This window comes from Streptomonospora sp. PA3, assembly GCF_009728995.1.
Classification (GTDB): domain Bacteria; phylum Actinomycetota; class Actinomycetes; order Streptosporangiales; family Streptosporangiaceae; genus Streptomonospora.
The window spans coordinates 233,625-250,628 of sequence record NZ_VTZW01000010.1; the positions used below are offsets into that span (position 1 = coordinate 233,625).

Annotated in this window: 11 protein-coding genes; 4 read left to right on the forward strand and 7 right to left on the reverse strand. The window is 73.9% G+C overall.

Annotated features, from left to right (window positions below; all coding sequences use genetic code 11):
- The first annotated feature begins 71 nt into the window (after window positions 1–71).
- The 3 genes from FZ103_RS13235 to FZ103_RS13245 all read left to right on the forward strand — a co-directional run bounded on the left by FZ103_RS13235 (window position 72) and on the right by FZ103_RS13245 (window position 6,485).
- On the forward strand, window positions 72–2,507 hold the full coding sequence (locus FZ103_RS13235) for a LuxR C-terminal-related transcriptional regulator (RefSeq protein ID WP_156001480.1): 2,436 nt from the start codon (window positions 72–74) through the stop codon (window positions 2,505–2,507).
- A gap of 212 nt (window positions 2,508–2,719) precedes the next feature.
- Complete coding sequence (locus tag FZ103_RS13240; protein WP_156001481.1) at window positions 2,720–5,221, forward strand: LuxR C-terminal-related transcriptional regulator; 2,502 nt, start codon at window positions 2,720–2,722, stop codon at window positions 5,219–5,221.
- A 421-nt stretch (window positions 5,222–5,642) separates the two neighbouring features.
- The gene (locus tag FZ103_RS13245) at window positions 5,643–6,485 is read left to right on the forward strand and encodes an AMP-binding protein (RefSeq protein WP_156001482.1); all 843 of its coding nucleotides are present in this window, start codon (window positions 5,643–5,645) and stop codon (window positions 6,483–6,485) included.
- A 57-nt stretch (window positions 6,486–6,542) separates the two neighbouring features.
- Here the strand turns inward: FZ103_RS13245 and FZ103_RS13250 are convergent, their stop codons facing one another.
- Complete coding sequence (locus tag FZ103_RS13250) at window positions 6,543–7,106, reverse strand: ATP-binding protein (protein WP_156001483.1); 564 nt, start codon at window positions 7,104–7,106, stop codon at window positions 6,543–6,545.
- A gap of 399 nt (window positions 7,107–7,505) precedes the next feature.
- Here FZ103_RS13250 and FZ103_RS13255 point away from each other — a divergent pair, with 399 nt between their 5' ends.
- The gene (locus FZ103_RS13255; RefSeq protein ID WP_186356243.1) at window positions 7,506–8,474 is read left to right on the forward strand and encodes an AAA family ATPase; all 969 of its coding nucleotides are present in this window, start codon (window positions 7,506–7,508) and stop codon (window positions 8,472–8,474) included.
- A 96-nt stretch (window positions 8,475–8,570) separates the two neighbouring features.
- Here FZ103_RS13255 and FZ103_RS13260 read toward each other — a convergent pair whose 3' ends face one another.
- From FZ103_RS13260 to dxr, 6 genes are all read right to left on the reverse strand, one after another.
- Window positions 8,571–9,773 (reverse strand): acetate/propionate family kinase, encoded by a 1,203-nt coding sequence (locus FZ103_RS13260; RefSeq protein ID WP_156001485.1) that lies wholly within the window; start codon window positions 9,771–9,773, stop codon window positions 8,571–8,573.
- A 101-nt stretch (window positions 9,774–9,874) separates the two neighbouring features.
- On the reverse strand, window positions 9,875–10,717 hold the full coding sequence (locus FZ103_RS13265) for a GNAT family N-acetyltransferase (RefSeq protein ID WP_186356244.1): 843 nt from the start codon (window positions 10,715–10,717) through the stop codon (window positions 9,875–9,877).
- Window positions 10,718–10,929: 212 nt separating this feature from the next.
- Window positions 10,930–12,522, reverse strand: a complete 1,593-nt coding sequence (locus FZ103_RS13270; RefSeq protein ID WP_343233513.1) for an alpha/beta hydrolase — start codon at window positions 12,520–12,522, stop codon at window positions 10,930–10,932.
- A 173-nt stretch (window positions 12,523–12,695) separates the two neighbouring features.
- Window positions 12,696–13,853, reverse strand: a complete 1,158-nt coding sequence (gene ispG, locus FZ103_RS13275) for a flavodoxin-dependent (E)-4-hydroxy-3-methylbut-2-enyl-diphosphate synthase (RefSeq protein ID WP_186356245.1) — start codon at window positions 13,851–13,853, stop codon at window positions 12,696–12,698.
- 419 nt (window positions 13,854–14,272) lie between these two features.
- Window positions 14,273–15,631 (reverse strand): RIP metalloprotease, encoded by a 1,359-nt coding sequence (locus FZ103_RS13280; RefSeq protein ID WP_156001487.1) that lies wholly within the window; start codon window positions 15,629–15,631, stop codon window positions 14,273–14,275.
- 22 nt (window positions 15,632–15,653) lie between these two features.
- Window positions 15,654–16,853: a 1-deoxy-D-xylulose-5-phosphate reductoisomerase gene (gene dxr / locus FZ103_RS13285; protein WP_186356321.1), complete on the reverse strand. Its 1,200-nt coding sequence runs from the start codon at window positions 16,851–16,853 to the stop codon at window positions 15,654–15,656.
- Window positions 16,854–17,004 lie beyond the last annotated feature (151 nt).

Consider the following 17,004-nt stretch of genomic DNA (forward strand, 5'->3'; position numbering starts at 1 on the left):
GCCGATACCGGCGCCGGTGCCCCGAGCACCCCGGTGCGGCCCGACGACGCGGCCGCCTAGCGAACGAGGCCATGACCACCCCGCGCCCCACCCCGCCCCCCGCGGCCGGCGAACTCATCGGCCGCGAACGCGACATCGCCGACCTGTGCCGAGTCGTCGGCGGCAGCCGCCTCGTCTCCCTCAACGGCATCGGAGGGATGGGCAAGACCCGGCTGGCGCTGCGCGTCAGCGAACTGGTCGCGCCGCGCTTCACCGACGGCGTCCGGTTCGTCGACCTCGGCGAAGCCGTCTCTCCCGACCAGGTCGCGCGCGCGGTCGCCCGCTCGCTGCGGGTGCTGGAGAACAGCGACAAGCCGCCGCTGGAGGCCATCATCACCGACCTGCGCACCAAGCGGGCCCTGGTGCTGCTGGACACCTGCGAACGCGCGGTGGATCCGCTGGCCGAGCTGTGCCGCGAGCTGCTCGCCGCATGCCCGGGTGTGCACATCCTCGCCACCAGCCGCCAACCGCTGCGGGCTCCCGGCGAGACCGTCTGGCGCGTGCCGCCGCTGTCGCTGCCCCCGCCGCCGCATCCGCGCGGCGACGGCGCCCGCCCCGGGGCGATGCCGCCCGAGCACGCGCGGCGCTTCGAGGCGGTGCGGCTCTTCGCCGCCCGCGCGCAGCAGGCCCGCCCGGGGTTCTGCATGACCGCCGAGAACGCCGACGACATCGCCAAGATCTGCCGCATGCTCGACGGCGTGCCGCTGGCGATCGAGCTCGCCGCGGCACGGGCGCGGGTGCTGTCGGTCCAGCAGATCCTCAACCGCCTCGACGACCGGTTCCGGCTGCTCGTCGCGGCGGGCAACGAGCTGCCGGCCCGGCAGCGGACGCTGCGGGCGGTGCTGGAGTGGAGCCACGACCTGCTCACCCGTCCCGAGCAGGTGCTGCTGCGCCGGCTCGCGGTCTTCGGCACCTGGAACCTGGAGCAGGCCGAGCGGGTGTGCGGGCACGGCGAGGTCGATCCCGGCGACGTGCTGGAACTGCTGTCCTCGCTGCTGGACAAGTCCCTGGTGATGCTCGACGCCGAACTCGACGGCACCGCCTACTACCGGCTCTCCGATACCGTGCGCGCCTACGCGGCCGAGCGCCTGGCGGCGGCGGGCGAGGAGGTCGACTCCTGGCAGCGGTGCCTGGACGAGGCCGTGGACCGCATGGAGTCGATCGCCGCGGCCATCGCCCGCCCGCTGCCCTGGTCGCGGCGGCTTGACTGCCTGCACCTGCTCGACCACCACCGCGAGAGCATCGCGCGGCTGCTGACCTGGGCGCAGCACAATGGGCGCACCGAAGAGGGGCTGCGGCTGTGCGTGGCGCTGCGGCCCTACTGGTTCGTCCGGGGGCTGTTCATCGACGGCACCCGGTCGCTGCGCCAGCTGCTGTGGGTCTCGCCCGAGACCCAGCCGCCCCGGGTCCGCGCCCGCGCCATGGCCGTGCACGCCGAGCTGTGCCTGGACGTCGAGGGCGCCGGCACGGCCTCCTCCATCGCCGCCGCCGCGCTGGAGACCGCCCGCGACTGCGACGACGGCCCGGCCGAGGCCATCGCGCTGGGCGTGCTGGCCGCCGCCGCGCTGCGCACCGGCGAGGACGACGTCTGCAGCGGCCACGCCCACATGGCCCTGGCTGCGGCCGAGCAGGTCTGCGACCACTTCACCGAGGTCTCCGCGCTGGGGACGCTGGGCCGGCTGGCCCGCCGCCGCGGCGACGTCTGCACCGCCGAGGGCTACCTCAAGCGCAGCATCGCGGTCGCCGAACGGCTGGACGACCGCTGGTGCGTGGCGCGCTGCCTCAACGCGCTGGGGGAGCTGGCCACCCGGCGCGGCGAACTGGAGACCGCGGCGCGGCGGCTCGACCGGGCGCTGCGGATCTTCACGGAGATGGGCGTCTCCCCCGAGACCTCCCGCTGCACCGCGTCGATGGGCTATCTCGAACTGGCCCGCGGCGACATCTCCGGAGCGCGGCGCCACTTCTCCGGCGCACTGCGCATCAGCGCCGCCTCGGGCCGGCGCGGCGCCGTGGCGCGGGCGCTGGAGGCGCTCGCCGAGCTGGCGATCACCGAGGAGCAGCCCGAGCGCGCGGCGTCCCTGGCCGGGGTCGCCGCCCGGCTGTACTCCGCGCTGCAGCAGCCTTCGCCGCACGCGGAGCGCCTGTACGAGCAGGCCGAGCAGGCGCTGCCCGCCGACGTCGCGGTCAAGGCGTGGAAGGCCTGGCGCACTCTGCCGCTGGACCAGGTCGTGGAGCAGGCCGTGTCCTTCCCCGCGCCGCGCCGTCCGCTGCCCTCGCAGCTGACCCGCCGCGAGCGCGAGATCGCCGTGCTGATCGGCGCGCGGCTGTCCAACCGGCAGATCGCCGACGAGCTGATCATCAGCCAGGCGACCGTGGCCCGCCACGTGGCCAACATCTTCCGCAAGCTGCTGATCACCTCGCGCGCGCAGCTCGCCGCGTGGGTGGCCGAGCACGGTCTGGAGGACTGATCCCCCGGTGGCGGTCGCCGCGGGCCGCGCTCTCACCGCCGCGGAGGCGAATCAGCGGCCATCGATTCCGCTGTACCGCTTGCATACCGAGAGTGCACCTAATAAGACAGAGCCCTAGGCACGAGCACGCACCACCCCCCGGACCCCTGACCCCGCCCTTACCCCCAGGCAAGGTGAGCGCGGCCCCCGAACCGCCTATTCGCGTGAAGGCCATGGCACCTCAGACCGCGCCCGCGCGGCAGAACCTCCCCGTCGAATCCGATAGCCTCGTCGGCCGCGACCGCGATCTCAGCGACCTGCTCAGGCTCCTGGAGTCCGATCGCGTGCTCACGCTCACCGGTGCCGGCGGCATCGGCAAGACCCGGCTGGCGCTGCGGCTGGCCGCCCAGGCCACGGCCTCCTTCTCCGACGGCGTGTGGCTGGCCGCCCTCTCCGACGTCTCCTCCCGCGCCGAGGTCGCCGCGCGGATCTGCGGCGCGCTCGGCATCACCGAGGAGGGCCGGCGCGACCCGGTGGAGACCCTGTGCGACGCGCTGCGCGGGCGCGCGCTGCTGCTGGTGCTCGACGGCTTCGACGAGGTGGCCGGGCCGGTGGCCGACATCGGCTCGGCGCTGGTGTCCTCCTGTCCTTCGGTGGCGCTGCTGCTGACCGGGCGCGAGCCGCTGCGCATCGCGGGCGAGACCGTCTGGCGGGTGCCGCCGCTGCCCGTGCCGCCGACCGCCGAGGGCGCCGAGCCCGCCGGCGACGGCGCGGTGCGGCTGTTCCTGGACCGGGCGCGCGCGGCAGCGCCCGACTACACGCCCGCCGCCGCCGACCTGGCGGCCGTCAACCGCATCTGCCGGCGGCTGGACGGCATCCCGCTGGCCGTCGAACTCGCCGCCGCGTGGGCCGGGCGCCTGGACCCCGCAGAGATCGACGCGGGCCTGGCCGCGGCGCTGCACGCGGCCGGGGTCGCCGCCGACCGCAACGGCTCGCCCCGGGCGCAGGTGCTCGACGCCGTCGTCGGCTGGGCCCACTCGCTGCTGAGCGAGCCCGAGCGCGTGCTGCTGCGCCGGCTGTCGGTGTTTCCCAACTGGTGCCTGGAACTGGCCGAACACGTCTGCGCGGAGGCGCCGCTGGCCGAGGCCGACGTCCTCGACCTGCTCTCCACCCTGCTCGACCGCTCCCTGATCACACTGACCGGCGAGCACCAGAACCGGGTCCGCTACCGCCTGCCCGAGCCCGTGCGCGCCCACGCCCGCGCCCGGCTGGCCGAGGCGGGCGAACTGGACCGGATTCGCAGCCGCCACACCGCCCGGATGGTCGCCATCGCCGAAGACCTGAGCGGTGCGGCGCTGTCCAGCCGGGCGATCCCCTGGAAAGAGCGGTTCGCCTACTGGGACCGAGCCGCCTCGGAGTACGACAACCTGCGCTCGGCACTGCACTGGTCGGCGCGGCACGGCCGCGTCCGCGACGGACTGCGGCTCTGCGCCGGGCTGCGTCCGCTGTGGTACACCGGCTGCCAGTTCACCGAGGGCCAGGAGTGGGCGGAGGCGTTCCTGGCCCTGGCCGACGGCGCGGCTCAGGACGGCCGCGACCCGGACGACGGCGGCCCCGCCCTCGCTGCGCTGCGGGGCAAGGTCATGGTTCAGCACGCCGAACTCGCCTGGCCCCGGAAGCGCTTCGACGAGGCCGCGGAGCGGGTGCGCGAAGGCGCCGCGCTGTGCAGGGCGGCCGGCGACTGGGAATCGGTGTGCCTGGCCGAGAACCTGCTCGCCATGCTCGACAGCGTCCGCGGCGACGGCGAGGCGGCCGCCCGGCGCGTCGCCGCGGTGCTGGAGCTCGCCCGCGACACGGGGAACCTCTGGTACGAGGCGATCGCGCTCAACATCCAGGGCGCGATGGCGGCGCGGGCCGGCGCCTTCGCCGAGGCCGACATGCGCTTCAACACCGCGCTGATGATCATGCGCGGCATGGACCACCGCTGGGGCGTGGGATCCACGCTGCTGGCTCAGGGAGCCGCGGCCGAGGCCCAAGACGACGTGCCGGCCGCCGACCGCTGCTACCGCGAGGCGATGGACATCCACCGCACTCTCGGCGCCGCCCCGGAGCTGGCCGCCTGCCTGGCCGGGGTGGGCCGGGTGGCCCGGCGACTGGGGTCGGTGACCCAGGCCTACGACTACCTCGGCGAGAGCCTGCTGCTCAGCCACGCCACCGGCCAGCGCGGCGGACTGGCCGAGGCCCTCGCCTCGATCGCGAGCGTCGCCGGCGCCCAAGGACTCAGCGAAGATGCGGCCCGGTGCGCCGGTGCGGCCGCCGCACTGCTGGACACCAGCGGATGGTCGGGGCCCGGTTCACCCCGGTTCCCGCTGACCGCCGACGTCATCGGCCTCGGCGCCGCCGAGGAGACCCGCGCCTTCTGGGAGGAGGGCCGCCGCCTCAGCGTGGAGGACGCGGTGGAGCTGGCCGCGGGCATCGCCGAGTCCGGCCGGCTCGCGCGCCCGCGCCCGGCGCCGGCTCCGCTCTCCCGGCCGCCGCAGAAGGCCCTCACCCCGCGTGAACGCGAGGTCGCCCAGCTCATCGGCGAGGGGCTCAGCAATCGCGCCATCTCCGAGCGCCTGTTCATCACCCCCGCCACCGTCGCGCGCCACGTCGCCAACATCAACCGCAAGATGGGCTTCAAATCCCGGCGGCAGATCGCGGCGTGGGTCAACCGGCACGCCGTCTCGTCCTGACCGCACGCCCGGCCCGACCAGTCCCTACATAGGGAATACCCGGAAACTACATATGCAGGTGCACACGTTTATGCATGTGCAAACGGTCGGTAAAACGCTAGAGTCGGAGACATGGGATCGCGCCCGGGGCCGCAGCCCCGCTGCGGCCGGAGCGGACGCGACCCCGACCTTCCGGAGAACCCTCCGGAACGCTGTGGAGGCCGCGCCGGCGGTCGTCCCCGACCACGCCCCGCTCCGTGCCGATCGGGGGCGATGGAGCGGGGTGCCGGCAGCGGGATTCCAGAGCATCGCTGGAACCGTGCGGGGTCGTGGGCGCGCAGAGGGGAGGCGCCCACGACGCCCTCCGCACGGAGGTGCCGGGCTCGCCACGTGGAGGGGGCGTGACGAGCCCGGCACTCGACCGCGGTTAGATGGGGGACCGATGAGGGCCGACGACGACCGGCCGCCCTTCCTCGGCGGCGCCGCACCGGTGGGTTCGCTGACCGGCGGGCTCTGGGCCCGGCTGCGCCGCACCGAGGCGCGGCCGACCGTGTCCGCGGCCGGCGGCCCCGCTGTGGAGGCCGCGGCCTTCGCGGCGACCGTCGAACGGGCCGCCGCCGGGCTGGGCCGGCGTGGCATGTGCCCCGACGACATCATCGGGGTCCTGGCACCGGTCGGCCCCGACCGGTTGACCGCCGTCTACACCGTGATGGCGATGGGCGGGCTGGCCCTGCCCCTGGACCTCGACTCCGACCTGGAGACGATCACCGAGATCCTCACCACCGTGGACGCCCGGATGATCCTGGTGACGGCGCCGCTGGCGGGCATCGCGCGCGAGCTGGCCGACCGCTCCCGGGTGCGCCAGGTCGTCGCGTTCGGCGAGGCTCCCGAGACCACGCCTTTCAGCGAACTGCTGCAGCCCAGTCCCGACGGCAGCGGCTACGACCCCGCGCGCGGGCTCTTCGACAACGGGATCCTCGACTGCTCCGCCGCCGAGGCGGGGATCGAGAGCACGCTGCACGGCCACCGCGAGCTGCTGCGCCGGTTCCACGCCGTCAGCCACGAACTCGCGCTCACCTGCCGGGACACGGTCGTGCTGGACTCCGCCTGCGACGAGTCCGAGCGGGCCGTCCTGGGCGCGGCCGCGCTGTGGGCGGGCGCCTCGGTCGTGATCACCAGCGCTGAGGACGAAGACGAGATCGCCGCGGTGGTCGAGGCCCACGCGGCCACGGTGCGCAGCTCCCCCGCGCCCCAGCGGGTGGCCGTCGGCCACGCGGCCGGCTGAGCGGGCGCGCTCCCGCTGTCGGGGTGCCGCTGGGCGGTCGCCGAACGGCGTTGTGGCTCAGTCGCCGGACTCGATGTCGATCTCGAACCACGCCACGTGGGTGGTGTCGGTCCAGTACTCCCCACTGCGGCTGGTGCAGCTTTCGATGATGAGCTTGCCGCGGCCGTAGTCGTCGTTGTCGGTGCGGGAGGCGTCGCCGGAGCCGGGGTCCTGCTGCTTCTCGCCCTGGTCGGCGACCGCGACCCGGACGCGGTCGCGGGCCGAGCGGATGAACAGGGTCATCACCCCGCCGGTCTGGCCGGAGCGGGAGTGCAGCAGGGCGTTGGTGGCGAGTTCGCTGGAGGCGAGTTCGGCGTCGTCCAGAACGGACTGGGGCGGCTTGGCGCGCTCGAGGAAGCCGCGCACGCGCGCGCGGATCGAGCGGACGGCGGTGAGGTTGCCGACGCAGCTCCAGACGGTGTGGTCGGTGGCGGTCGCGGCGTGCTCGCCGGCCTCCAGCGCCGCGGCCTCAAGCGCTTCGGCGGGCTCCTCGGCCTCGTCGCGCTCCCAGGCGCCGCGGCGGACGTCGGCGGGGACCGTGTCGGCAGCGGCGTGTTCTCGGAGTCGCTGCGATTCGCTCATTCCCGTCTCACTCCCCATCACCACCGGGCGACAGCCGACGGCCTCACCTTAGACAACGCCACACCTCCACCAGGACAGCACATCCGGCCGCGGTGACTCCCGCATACCCCGCAAAAGGCGGCCCCGTGTCGGGCCGAATTCCGGCAAGGGATGGTCAACGACACCCCAAGAGACCCTTTGACCTGCACATTCATGGTAGACGCCGCTGAAGGGTGCCCGGGCGGGAGTCGCGGCGCCGCTCCGCCGCGCCCGCCACCGGGCCGCCAGGACACGATCGGGTGAATTACCTGACAGGCCGACTGCCGTGCAACGATAATCGTTTCCATAACCATGCGCGCCGCCGCGGCGCACAGCCGCCCTGCGGCCGCAACGACCACCGCAGACACCAGGAGGCCGCCTGTGAAGATCGCATTCGCCGGCAAGGGAGGCAGCGGCAAGACGACGCTGTCCGCCCTGTTCACCCGCTACCTGGCCGCCGCCGGCGCCACCGTCGCCGCCGTCGACGCCGACATCAACCAGAACCTGGGCGCAGCCCTGGGGCTGGCGCCCGAGGACCTGGCGCGGATCCCGCCGCTGGGTTCGCACCTCACCGAGATCAAGGAGATCCTGCGGGGCAGCAACCCCCGCATCGCCTCGGCCGCGTCCATGGTCAAGACCACCCCGCCCGGACGCGGCTCCCGCCTGCTGGACATGGGCCCCGACAACCCCGTCCACCGCCGCTTCGGCCGCCCGGCCGCCGGCGCCACGCTAATGGTGACCGGCCCCTTCAGCGAGGACGACCTGGGCGTGTCCTGCTACCACTCCAAGGTCGGCGCCGCCGAGATGTACCTCAACCACCTGGTCGACGGTCCCGGCGAGTACGCGGTGGTGGACATGACCGCCGGCGCCGACTCCTTCGCCTCGGGCCTGTTCACCCGCTTCGACGTCACCTTCCTGGTGGCCGAGCCCACGCTGCGCGGCGTGGGGGTCTACCGCCAGTACGCCGAGTACGCCCGCGACCACGACGTGGAGATCCGCGTCATCGGCAACAAGGTGCAGGACGAGAGCGATGTGGAGTTCCTGCGCGAGCACGTGGGCTCCGCACTGGCGGCGTGCTTCGCCTACTCGCCCTTCGTGCGCGCCATGGAGAAGGGCCGCCACCCCGACCTGTCGGAGCTGGAGGAGGAGAACGTCAAGACACTGGCCTGGATGCGCGACAGCGTCGACGCCACACCGAAGGACTGGGCGCGCTTCACCCGGCAGAGTGCCCAGTTCCACGCCCGCAACGCCCGCGCGTGGGCCAACGCCGCGACCGGCGCCGACCTGGAGGCGCAGATCGACCCGGAGTTCGTGATGGGCCCCGAGGCGCTGGAGGCGCAGCGGGCGTGAGCCGGGCGGCCGGTGCCGGGGACGCACCGGCCGCCCGACGCGCCATCCGGCCGGCCGCACGCCCGCTCGGGCGGCGGTGCGGGCGGCCGCGGCCGCTCAGCCGCGGCCGCCCAGCAGCTCCATCACCTGGTCGGCGATCTCCCACTCCTCCTCGGTAGGCACCACGAGCACCGCGATCTCCGCTCCCTCGGGCGAGATCTCCCGCTCCCCCGACTCCGGTGCGGCGTTGCGCTCGGGATCGACGCCCAGTCCCAGGCCCTCCAGTCCGGCCAGCGCCCGTTCGCGGGTGCGGGCGTCGTTCTCGCCGACCCCCGCGGTGAACACCAGCGCGTCCACCCGGCCGCCCAGCACCGCGAGGTAGGCGCCGATGTACTTGCGCAGCCGGTGGCAGTAGACGTCCACGGCCAGCCGTGCGCCGTGCTCGCCGGCGTCGGCGCGGCGCCAGACCTCGCGCATGTCGTTGTCCCCGGCCAGGGCGCGGATCCCGCTCTCGTGGTTGAGCAGCGCGTCGACCTCGCCGGGGCCGAGGCCGGCGGCGGTGCGCAGGTAGTTGGCGACCGAGGGGTCCAGATCGCCGCTGCGGGTGCCCATCACCAGCCCCTCCAGCGGCGTCATGCCCATGGAGGTGTCCACGCTGCGCCCGCCCTCGACCGCGGTGGCGCTCGCGCCGTTGCCCAGGTGGAGCACGATGAGGTTCGCCTCGGCGGGATCGGCGCCCAGCCACGCCGCGGCCCGCCGCGCCACGTAGGCGCACGAGGTGCCGTGGAAGCCGTAGCGGCGCACGCCGTGCTCGCTGCGCCAGGAGTCCGGCACCGCGTAGGTGTAGGCGGCCTCGGGCAGGGTGTGGTGGAAGGCGGTGTCGAACACGGCGACGTGCGGCGGGTCCGGCAGCATCCGGCGGGCCACCCGGACGCCTTCCGCTGCGGCCGGGTTGTGCAGCGGCGCGAGCGGGCCGAACCCGGCGATGACCTCGGTGACGGCGTCGTCGACGAGGACGGGGCGGCTGAACCGCGCTCCGCCGTGCACCACCCGGTGGCCCACCGCGGCCAGGTCGATGCCGGCGAGGTCGGGGCCCGCCTCGGCGAAGGCGTCCAGCACCGCACGCAGGCCCGACTCGTGGTCGGGGAAGGGGCCCGAGCGGGTGACCGGATCGCCCCGCCCGCTGCTGTGGGCCAGCTCGGCGCCCTCCTCGCCGATTCGCGTGACCGCGCCGCGGGCTCGCGTCCGCCTGCCGTCCATGTCCAGCAGCCGGTACTTGATCGACGACGACCCGCTGTTGACGACGAGGACGTGGCTCATCGCGGCTTGCCTCCTCCTGCTGGGCCGCCTGGGTCCGGACGGCGGTGGTCGCCGCGGTGCCGGCGCTGCCCGGCGCGGTGGCGCCGCGAGCGGCCCCGCCCCTAGAACAGCACCGAGCGCACCGCGCCCACCTCGCGGAAGCCCACACGGCGGTAGGCGGCGCGGGCGGGGGCGTTGAAGTCGTTGACGTAGAGCGTGACGCGCGGGGCGATCTCGGCGAGGGCGTAGCGCACGACCGCGGCCATGCCCGCGACCGAGAGTCCGCGCCCGCGCAGTTCGGGATGCACCCACACGCCCTGAACCTGGCAGGCGTGCGGGGTGACGGCGCCGATCTCGGCCTTGAAAACCACGCGGCCGTCCTCGATGCGGGCGAAGGCCCGGCCGGTGCGCACCAGCTCCTCGATGCGGGCGCGGTAGAGCGATCCGCCGTCGCCGGAGTCGGGCGGGATACCGACCTCCTCGGTGAACATGGCCACACACGCCGGCAGCAGGATCCCGATCTCGGCGGGGCGCACCCGGCGCACCAGCGGATCGGGCTCGGCCCGGGGCGGCCGGGAGATCTCCATGACCGGCTGGCGTTCGCGGATGACCCGCGCCGGTCCCCAGGAAGGGCTGAGGCGGGCCCACAAGTCGGCGACCGCCTCGACGGGACCCACGATCGAGGAGCAGCGCCGGCCCTGCCAGCGGGCGTGCTCGGAGAACTGGCGGATGGCCTTGGGGCCGGCGTTGACCGGGACGAGGTTGGCGCCGGAGTAGCACAGCGCGCTGATGCGGCCGTGCTCGATGTAGCCCCACAGCTCGGCGCCGAGCCTGCCGGAGTCGATGCCGGCGCTGCGCAGCCGGGAGCTGACGAAGACGTTCCCGACGGGGTCCGCATCGAGCAGGGCGTGGACGGAGTCGCGGTCGCGCTCGTCGAGCACGCGCACCGATGAGGTCCGCAGCACCTGCATCACCCCGTCCGGTAGCGGGCGGTCCCGCCGCGTGCACGGGGCCGCCGGGTGGCGGCCCGAAGGGTCGGGCCCGCGCCGTGAACAGTCATGTTCCTCGCTTTCCCAGACTAATCGACCCCGGACGGAGCCGGGCTTCCCGCTCCCCGCCGCGGTCCGGAAGCCCGGCGGGCCCACTCGGCCGGCGGGCGCCCGGGCGAGGCGGCCCGTCACCCGAGGAGCGGCCGGGGCGCGGCCTGGGCGTCGCGGGAGTCGGAGCCGGCCGCGCCGCCCTCGGCGGCGGGCTCGGGGGCCGGTCGGGGGCGGGAGGAGCAGGTGAGGTCGGCCTCGTCCGGGTCGCCGCCCGCGGGAGGCAGCGTGCCGTCGCGCAGGTAGTCGGCGAGGGCGGAGTCGATGCAGGCGCTGCCGCTCAGCGATACACCGTGGGAGACCCCGCCCTCCTCCACGACGAGCCGCGAGCCGGGGAAGCGGTCGCGCATGGCGAAGGCGCCCTCGACGGGGGTGGGGCCGTCCTCGGCTGCGTGCAGCAGCAGGGCGCCGGAGACCCCGCTGCCGTCGACCTGGAGCCAGCCGCGGCTGGGTGCCGACCAGAATGCGCAAGGCATGTTGTACCAGGTGTTGTTCCAGCCCTGGAACGGGGCCTCGGCGTGCGCCTTGGCGCCGTCCTCCAGCCAGGTCTCCCGGTCCTTGGGCCAGTGGGAGTCGGTGCACTGGGTGGCCAGGTAGGCGCCGTAGGGCTGGTCGTTCCCGGCGCTCTCGCCGTACCTCGCGTGGACCGCCATCAGTCCGGCGGTGTCTGCGCCGCGGGTGTAGTCCGACAGTGCGCGGGCCAGATCAGGCCAGGTGGCGGCCGAGAAGGCAGCGGTGAGGTAGGCGTTCTCCAGCTCGGTCGGCCCGACCGCGCCTTCGGCGGGCCGCTCCGCCAGGCGCTCGCGGGCGGCGTAGTAGGCCGCGGCCGTCTCGCCGCGGGTGTCGCCGAGGCCGTAGGCGTCGTGGTGGCGGGCGGTCCAGGCGAAGAAGTTCTGTGCGGCGTCGTCCAGTGAGCGGGTCTGGCGCAGGTTGCTCGCATACCAGGGCCGGCCCGGGTGGACGACGCTGTCCAGCACCAGGCGGCGCACCCGGTCGGGGTAGCGGGTGGCGTAGACGGCGCCGAGCAGGGTGCCGTAGGAGTAGCCGAGGAAGTCGATGCGCTCGGCGCCCAGGGCGGCGCGGATGGCGTCGATGTCGGCCGCGGAGTCGGCGGTGGTCATGTGCTCCAGCAGCGCGCCGGTGTTGTCGGCGCAGGCGGCGGCGTAGCCGGCGGCGCGCTCGACGAGCCGGGCGGACTCGGCGGGGGTCTGCGGAACGGTGTCGGGGCGGGGCGCTTGGAAGTAGGTGGGATCGCAGGAGACGGCGGGGGTGCTGGCGCCGGTGCCTCGGGGGTCGAAGCCGATCACGTCGTAGTGGTCGCGCAGGTCCCGGGGCAGGGCCGCCGCCGTGCGCGCGGCCCAGACGCGGCCCGGGCTGCCGGGGCCGCCGGGATTGACGACCAGCACTCCCCTGCGCTCTTCGCGGGCGGCCACCCGCGAGAGCGCCAGTTCGACGGACGGGCCGTCCTCGGCCTGCCGACCAGGGTCGAGGGGGACGGTGAGCCTGGCGCAGCGCATCGGGGCTCCCGCCGCCTCGACACCGGTGCACTCGCCCCATTCCAGGCGCTGCCGGGTGCCGCCATCGGCCGCGGCGGGCCCGGGAACCACCGCCACCGCCGCCGTCGCCAGCGCCGCGGCCTGCGCCGCAGCGGCGACCCACCGAGGTGAGGCCACGCGTCATCCTCCTTCAACCGCACGCCGTCGGGTGAATTCTCTCCGTAGTCGGTGCGGAACAGGCTAAGCGACACGGCACCCGCCGCGCTCGCCCCCGGCGGCCGGGGCCGCGAACGCGCACACCCCGGCGAGCACGGGGCTCGCCGGGGTGTGCGCTGCGGTGCGGTCGCCGGTCAGCCGGCGACGGAGACCGAGGGGGCGCCGGACTCGGCGCCGTCGGCCTGCATCTCCTCGGCGATACGCATGGCCTCGTCGATCAGCGTCTCGACGATCTGGGACTCGGGGACCGTCTTGATGACCTCGCCCTTGACGAAGATCTGGCCCTTGCCGTTGCCGGAGGCGACACCGAGGTCGGCGTCGCGGGCCTCGCCCGGGCCGTTGACCACGCAGCCCATGACGGCCACGCGCAGCGGGACCTCCATGCCCTCAAGGCCCGCGGTGACCTCGTCGGCCAGCTTGTAGACGTCGACCTGGGCACGTCCGCAGCTGGGGCAGGAGACGATCTCCAGCCCGCGCTCGCGCAGGCCCAGCGACTCCAGGATCTGGTTGCCGACCTTGACCTCCTCGGCGGGCGGCGCCGACAGCGACACCCGGATGGTGTCGCCGATGCCCTCGGCCAGCAGCGCGCCGAAGGCGACCGCGGATTTGACGGTGCCCTGGAAGGCGGGTCCGGCCTCGGTGACGCCCAGGTGCAGCGGGTACTCGCACTGCTCGGCGAGCAGCCGGTAGGCGTTGATCATCACGACCGGGTCGTTGTGCTTGACCGAGATCTTGATGTCGCGGAAGCCGTGCTCCTCGAACAGCGAGCACTCCCACAGCGCCGACTCGACCAGTGCCTCGGGCGTGGCCTTGCCGTGCTTCTCCAGCAGCCGCTTGTCCAGCGAGCCGGCGTTGACGCCGATGCGGATGGGCACGCCGGCGTCGCTCGCGGCCTTGGCGATCTCGCCGACGCGGTCGTCGAACTTGCGGATGTTGCCGGGGTTGACGCGCACGGCGGCGCAGCCGGCGTCGATCGCGGCGAAGACGTACTTGGGCTGGAAGTGGATGTCGGCGATGACCGGGATCTGGGACTTCTTGGCGATGATCGGCAGGGCCTCGGCGTCGTCGGCGCTGGGCACCGCGACGCGCACGATCTGGCACCCCGAGGCGGTCAGCTCGGCGATCTGCTGGAGGGTGGCGTTGATGTCGGACGTGACGGTGGTCGTCATCGACTGCACGGATACCGGGGCGTCCCCACCGACCGGGACGTTGCCGACCATGATCTGCCGCGATTTCCGCCGCTGGGCGAGCGGTCGGGGCCGGGCGGCGGGGATTCCAAGATCGACGGTCACGCGTTTTCACCTCACGGCTGCCGGGGGCTCGGCCGGCAGCGTCGTTAGAAGTCGGTTTGAAATCTGGGCAGCGACAGCGTGGAGCCGCCGCCGGGGGCGCCGGATCAGACCAGGCGCTCCGACACGCTGCCAAGGCTACCCGTATTGAGCAGGACGTTACGCCGTGGCCGAGAGAACAGAGGGTGACCGTTCGCAGCGTGATTGCGGCGATTCGCCCCGCATCGCATTCGGGAGATCACCGGCGAAGCGGGGCAAGCGGGAAGTGCGGATCCGATGCGCGGCGACCACTGCCGCCCCACCGGCCCCACGCGCCACAGGGCGCACGATAGCGGGCATCGCAGACACCGTCGACATAGGCCGCCGATCCGGCGGGTCGGTACCGCCGGGGCCGGGCGCGCGACGCGGCCCGCCCCCGGGGGTCACTGGGTGATCCGCACCGGGTTGACCACGTCGGCGACCAGCAGCATCAGGCTGAAGACCACGAAGCAGGCCACCACGATGTAGGCGACGGGCATGAGCTGGGCGACGTCGAACGGGCCGGGGTCGGGCCGCCGGAACAGCTTGGCCAGTCGCCGGCGCACCGACTCCCACAGCGCCCCGAAGATGTGCCCGCCGTCCAGCGGCAGGATCGGCACCATGTTGAAGGCGAACAGGAACAGGTTGACCCCGGCGAGCATGTTCACCAGGAACACGACGCGGTCGGTCATCGGGATCGGCTGGGAGAGGACCTCGCCGCCGATGCGCGAGGCGCCCACGATGCCCACTGGGGAGTCCACGCCGCGCTGCTCGCCCAGGAAGGCGGCGCGGAAGACGTCGTCGACCTTGGAGGGCAGCTCGACCAGCGCATCGGCCACCCCCACGACCGACATCCACATCCGCTCGGCCGACTCGCCCAGGCTCAGCGGCCGGCGCTCCTGGTCGAAGGTGATGCCCAGGAATCCAGCCGATTCGGTGGCGAAGACCCGGTAGCCGCGGGAGTCGGTCACCGGTTCGCCGTCGGGGCCCTTCTTGTAGACGACCTCGCCCTCGGCGTTGCGGGCGACCACCTTGTTCTCCATGAGGTCGACCCGGAGCGTGCGCCGCTCGCCGTCGCGCTCGACGGTGATGTCGGTGGGCCCGATGTGCTCGCGGATGGCGGAGTTGGCCGCCTGCCAGTCGGGCGTGGGCTCGCCGGCGACGGCCACGATCCGGTCGCCGGGGCGGATACCGGCCTCCATGGCCGGGCTGGGCGGGGCGTCCGGCGGGCAGTCGGAGCCGGTGGCGGTCGCCGGCAGCACGCACTTGACCACGGTGTCGACGGTGGTGGTGTTCTGCGGCAGGCCGATGCCCATCATGATGACGGCGAACAGCACCACGGCCAGGATGAGGTTCATCGCCGGGCCGGCCACCATGACGATGACCCGCTTCCACGGCGCGCGCTGGTAGAACTGGCGGTCCTCGTCGCCGGGTTCGAGCTCGACGCTGTTGGCCTCGCGCGCGTCCTCGATCATCGCCCGCCAGCGCGACATCGGCTTGCCCGAGGTGTCGCGGGGCTTGGCGGCCGGCGGGATCATGCCCACCAGCCGCACGTAGCCGCCCAGCGGCACCAGCTTGAGGCCGTATTCGGTGTCGCCCCACTTGCGCGACCACAGGGTCTTGCCGAAGCCGACCATGTACTGGGTGCAGCGGATGCCGAACATCTTGGCGGTGGCGAGGTGGCCCAGCTCGTGCCAGGCGATGGAGAAGAGCAGCCCGAGGAAGAACAGCACGATCCCGAGCGCGGTCAGTAGCGTGACCATGGAACTCTCCCCGTACCTCTCCTCATGCCCGCCGCGCGATCAGCTCCCGGGCCCGGCGGCGCGCCCATGCGTCGGCGGCGTACAGCTCGGCGGGCGACAGGTCTGACGCGGCGGCCGGCACCCGATGTTCCGAGACTACCTGTGCCACCGTGTCCACGATCGCGGGGAATGCCAGGGTTCCGCCGAGGAACGCCGCCACGGCCTCCTCGTTGGCGGCGTTGTAGACGGCGGGCGCGGTGCCCCCGGCCGCACCGACCTCGCAGGCCAGCGACACGGCGGGGAAGGCGTCGTGGTCGAGCGGCGCGAAGGTCCAGGTGTGGGCGCTGGTCCAGTCGATGGGCGGCGCGGCGGCGGCCACCCGCTCGGGCCAGCCGATTCCGTAGGCGATGGGGATGCGCATGCTGGGCGGGCTCGCCTGGGCCAGGGTGGAGCCGTCGACGTACTCGACCATGGAGTGGACCACCGACTGCGGATGTACCACCACTTCGATGCGGTCGAAGGGGATGTCGAAGAGCAGGTGGGCCTCGATGACCTCCAGCCCCTTGTTGACCAGCGTCGCCGAGTTGACGGTGATCACCGGGCCCATGTCCCAGGTGGGGTGGTTCATGGCCTCGGCCGGGGTGACGTGTGCCAGCTGGTCGCGGCTGCGGGCGCGGAAGGGCCCGCCGCTGGCGGTGATGACCAGCCGCCGCACCTCCGCCAGCGGCGCGGCGACCTGCCCCTGAGCGAGGCTCGTGAGCTCGCCGGGGGCCGCCCGCGGGAAGCACTGGGCCAGCGCGAAGTGCTCGGAGTCGACCGGCACGATCTGCCCGGGCTCGGCGACCTCGCGCACCAGCGGGCCCCCGATGATCAGCGACTCCTTGTTGGCCAGCGCCAGCAGCCGCCCGGCCCGCAGCGCGGCCAGCGTGGACTCCAGGCCCAGCGCGCCGGTGATGCCGTTGAGGACGACGTCGCACTGCCAGGCCGCGAGTTCGGCCACGCCCTCGGCCCCGGCCAGGACCTTGGCGGCCGCCCCCCGCTCGCGCAGGCGCGCGGCCACCCCGTCGGCGGCGCGCGGATCGGCGACGGCCACCGCCTCGGCGCCCAGCGCCGCGGCCTGGTCGGCCAGCAGGTCCGGCCGGCCCCCGCCGGCGGCCAGGCCGACCACGCGGAAGCGGTCGGGGTCGGCGGTGACGACCTCGATCGCCTGGGTTCCGATGGAGCCGGTGGAGCCGAGGATCACGACCTCGCGCCGGCGCTGGCCAGGGACGTCCGCAAGAAGCTGCTCCGCGATTCGCACCCTGCCATTGTCGCCGATCGCCGGGGTGCCGACGGCGCCGTCCACAGGAGCGGGCGCCACCGGCCGAAGCCCGCGATGACCGCCCGACCCGCCA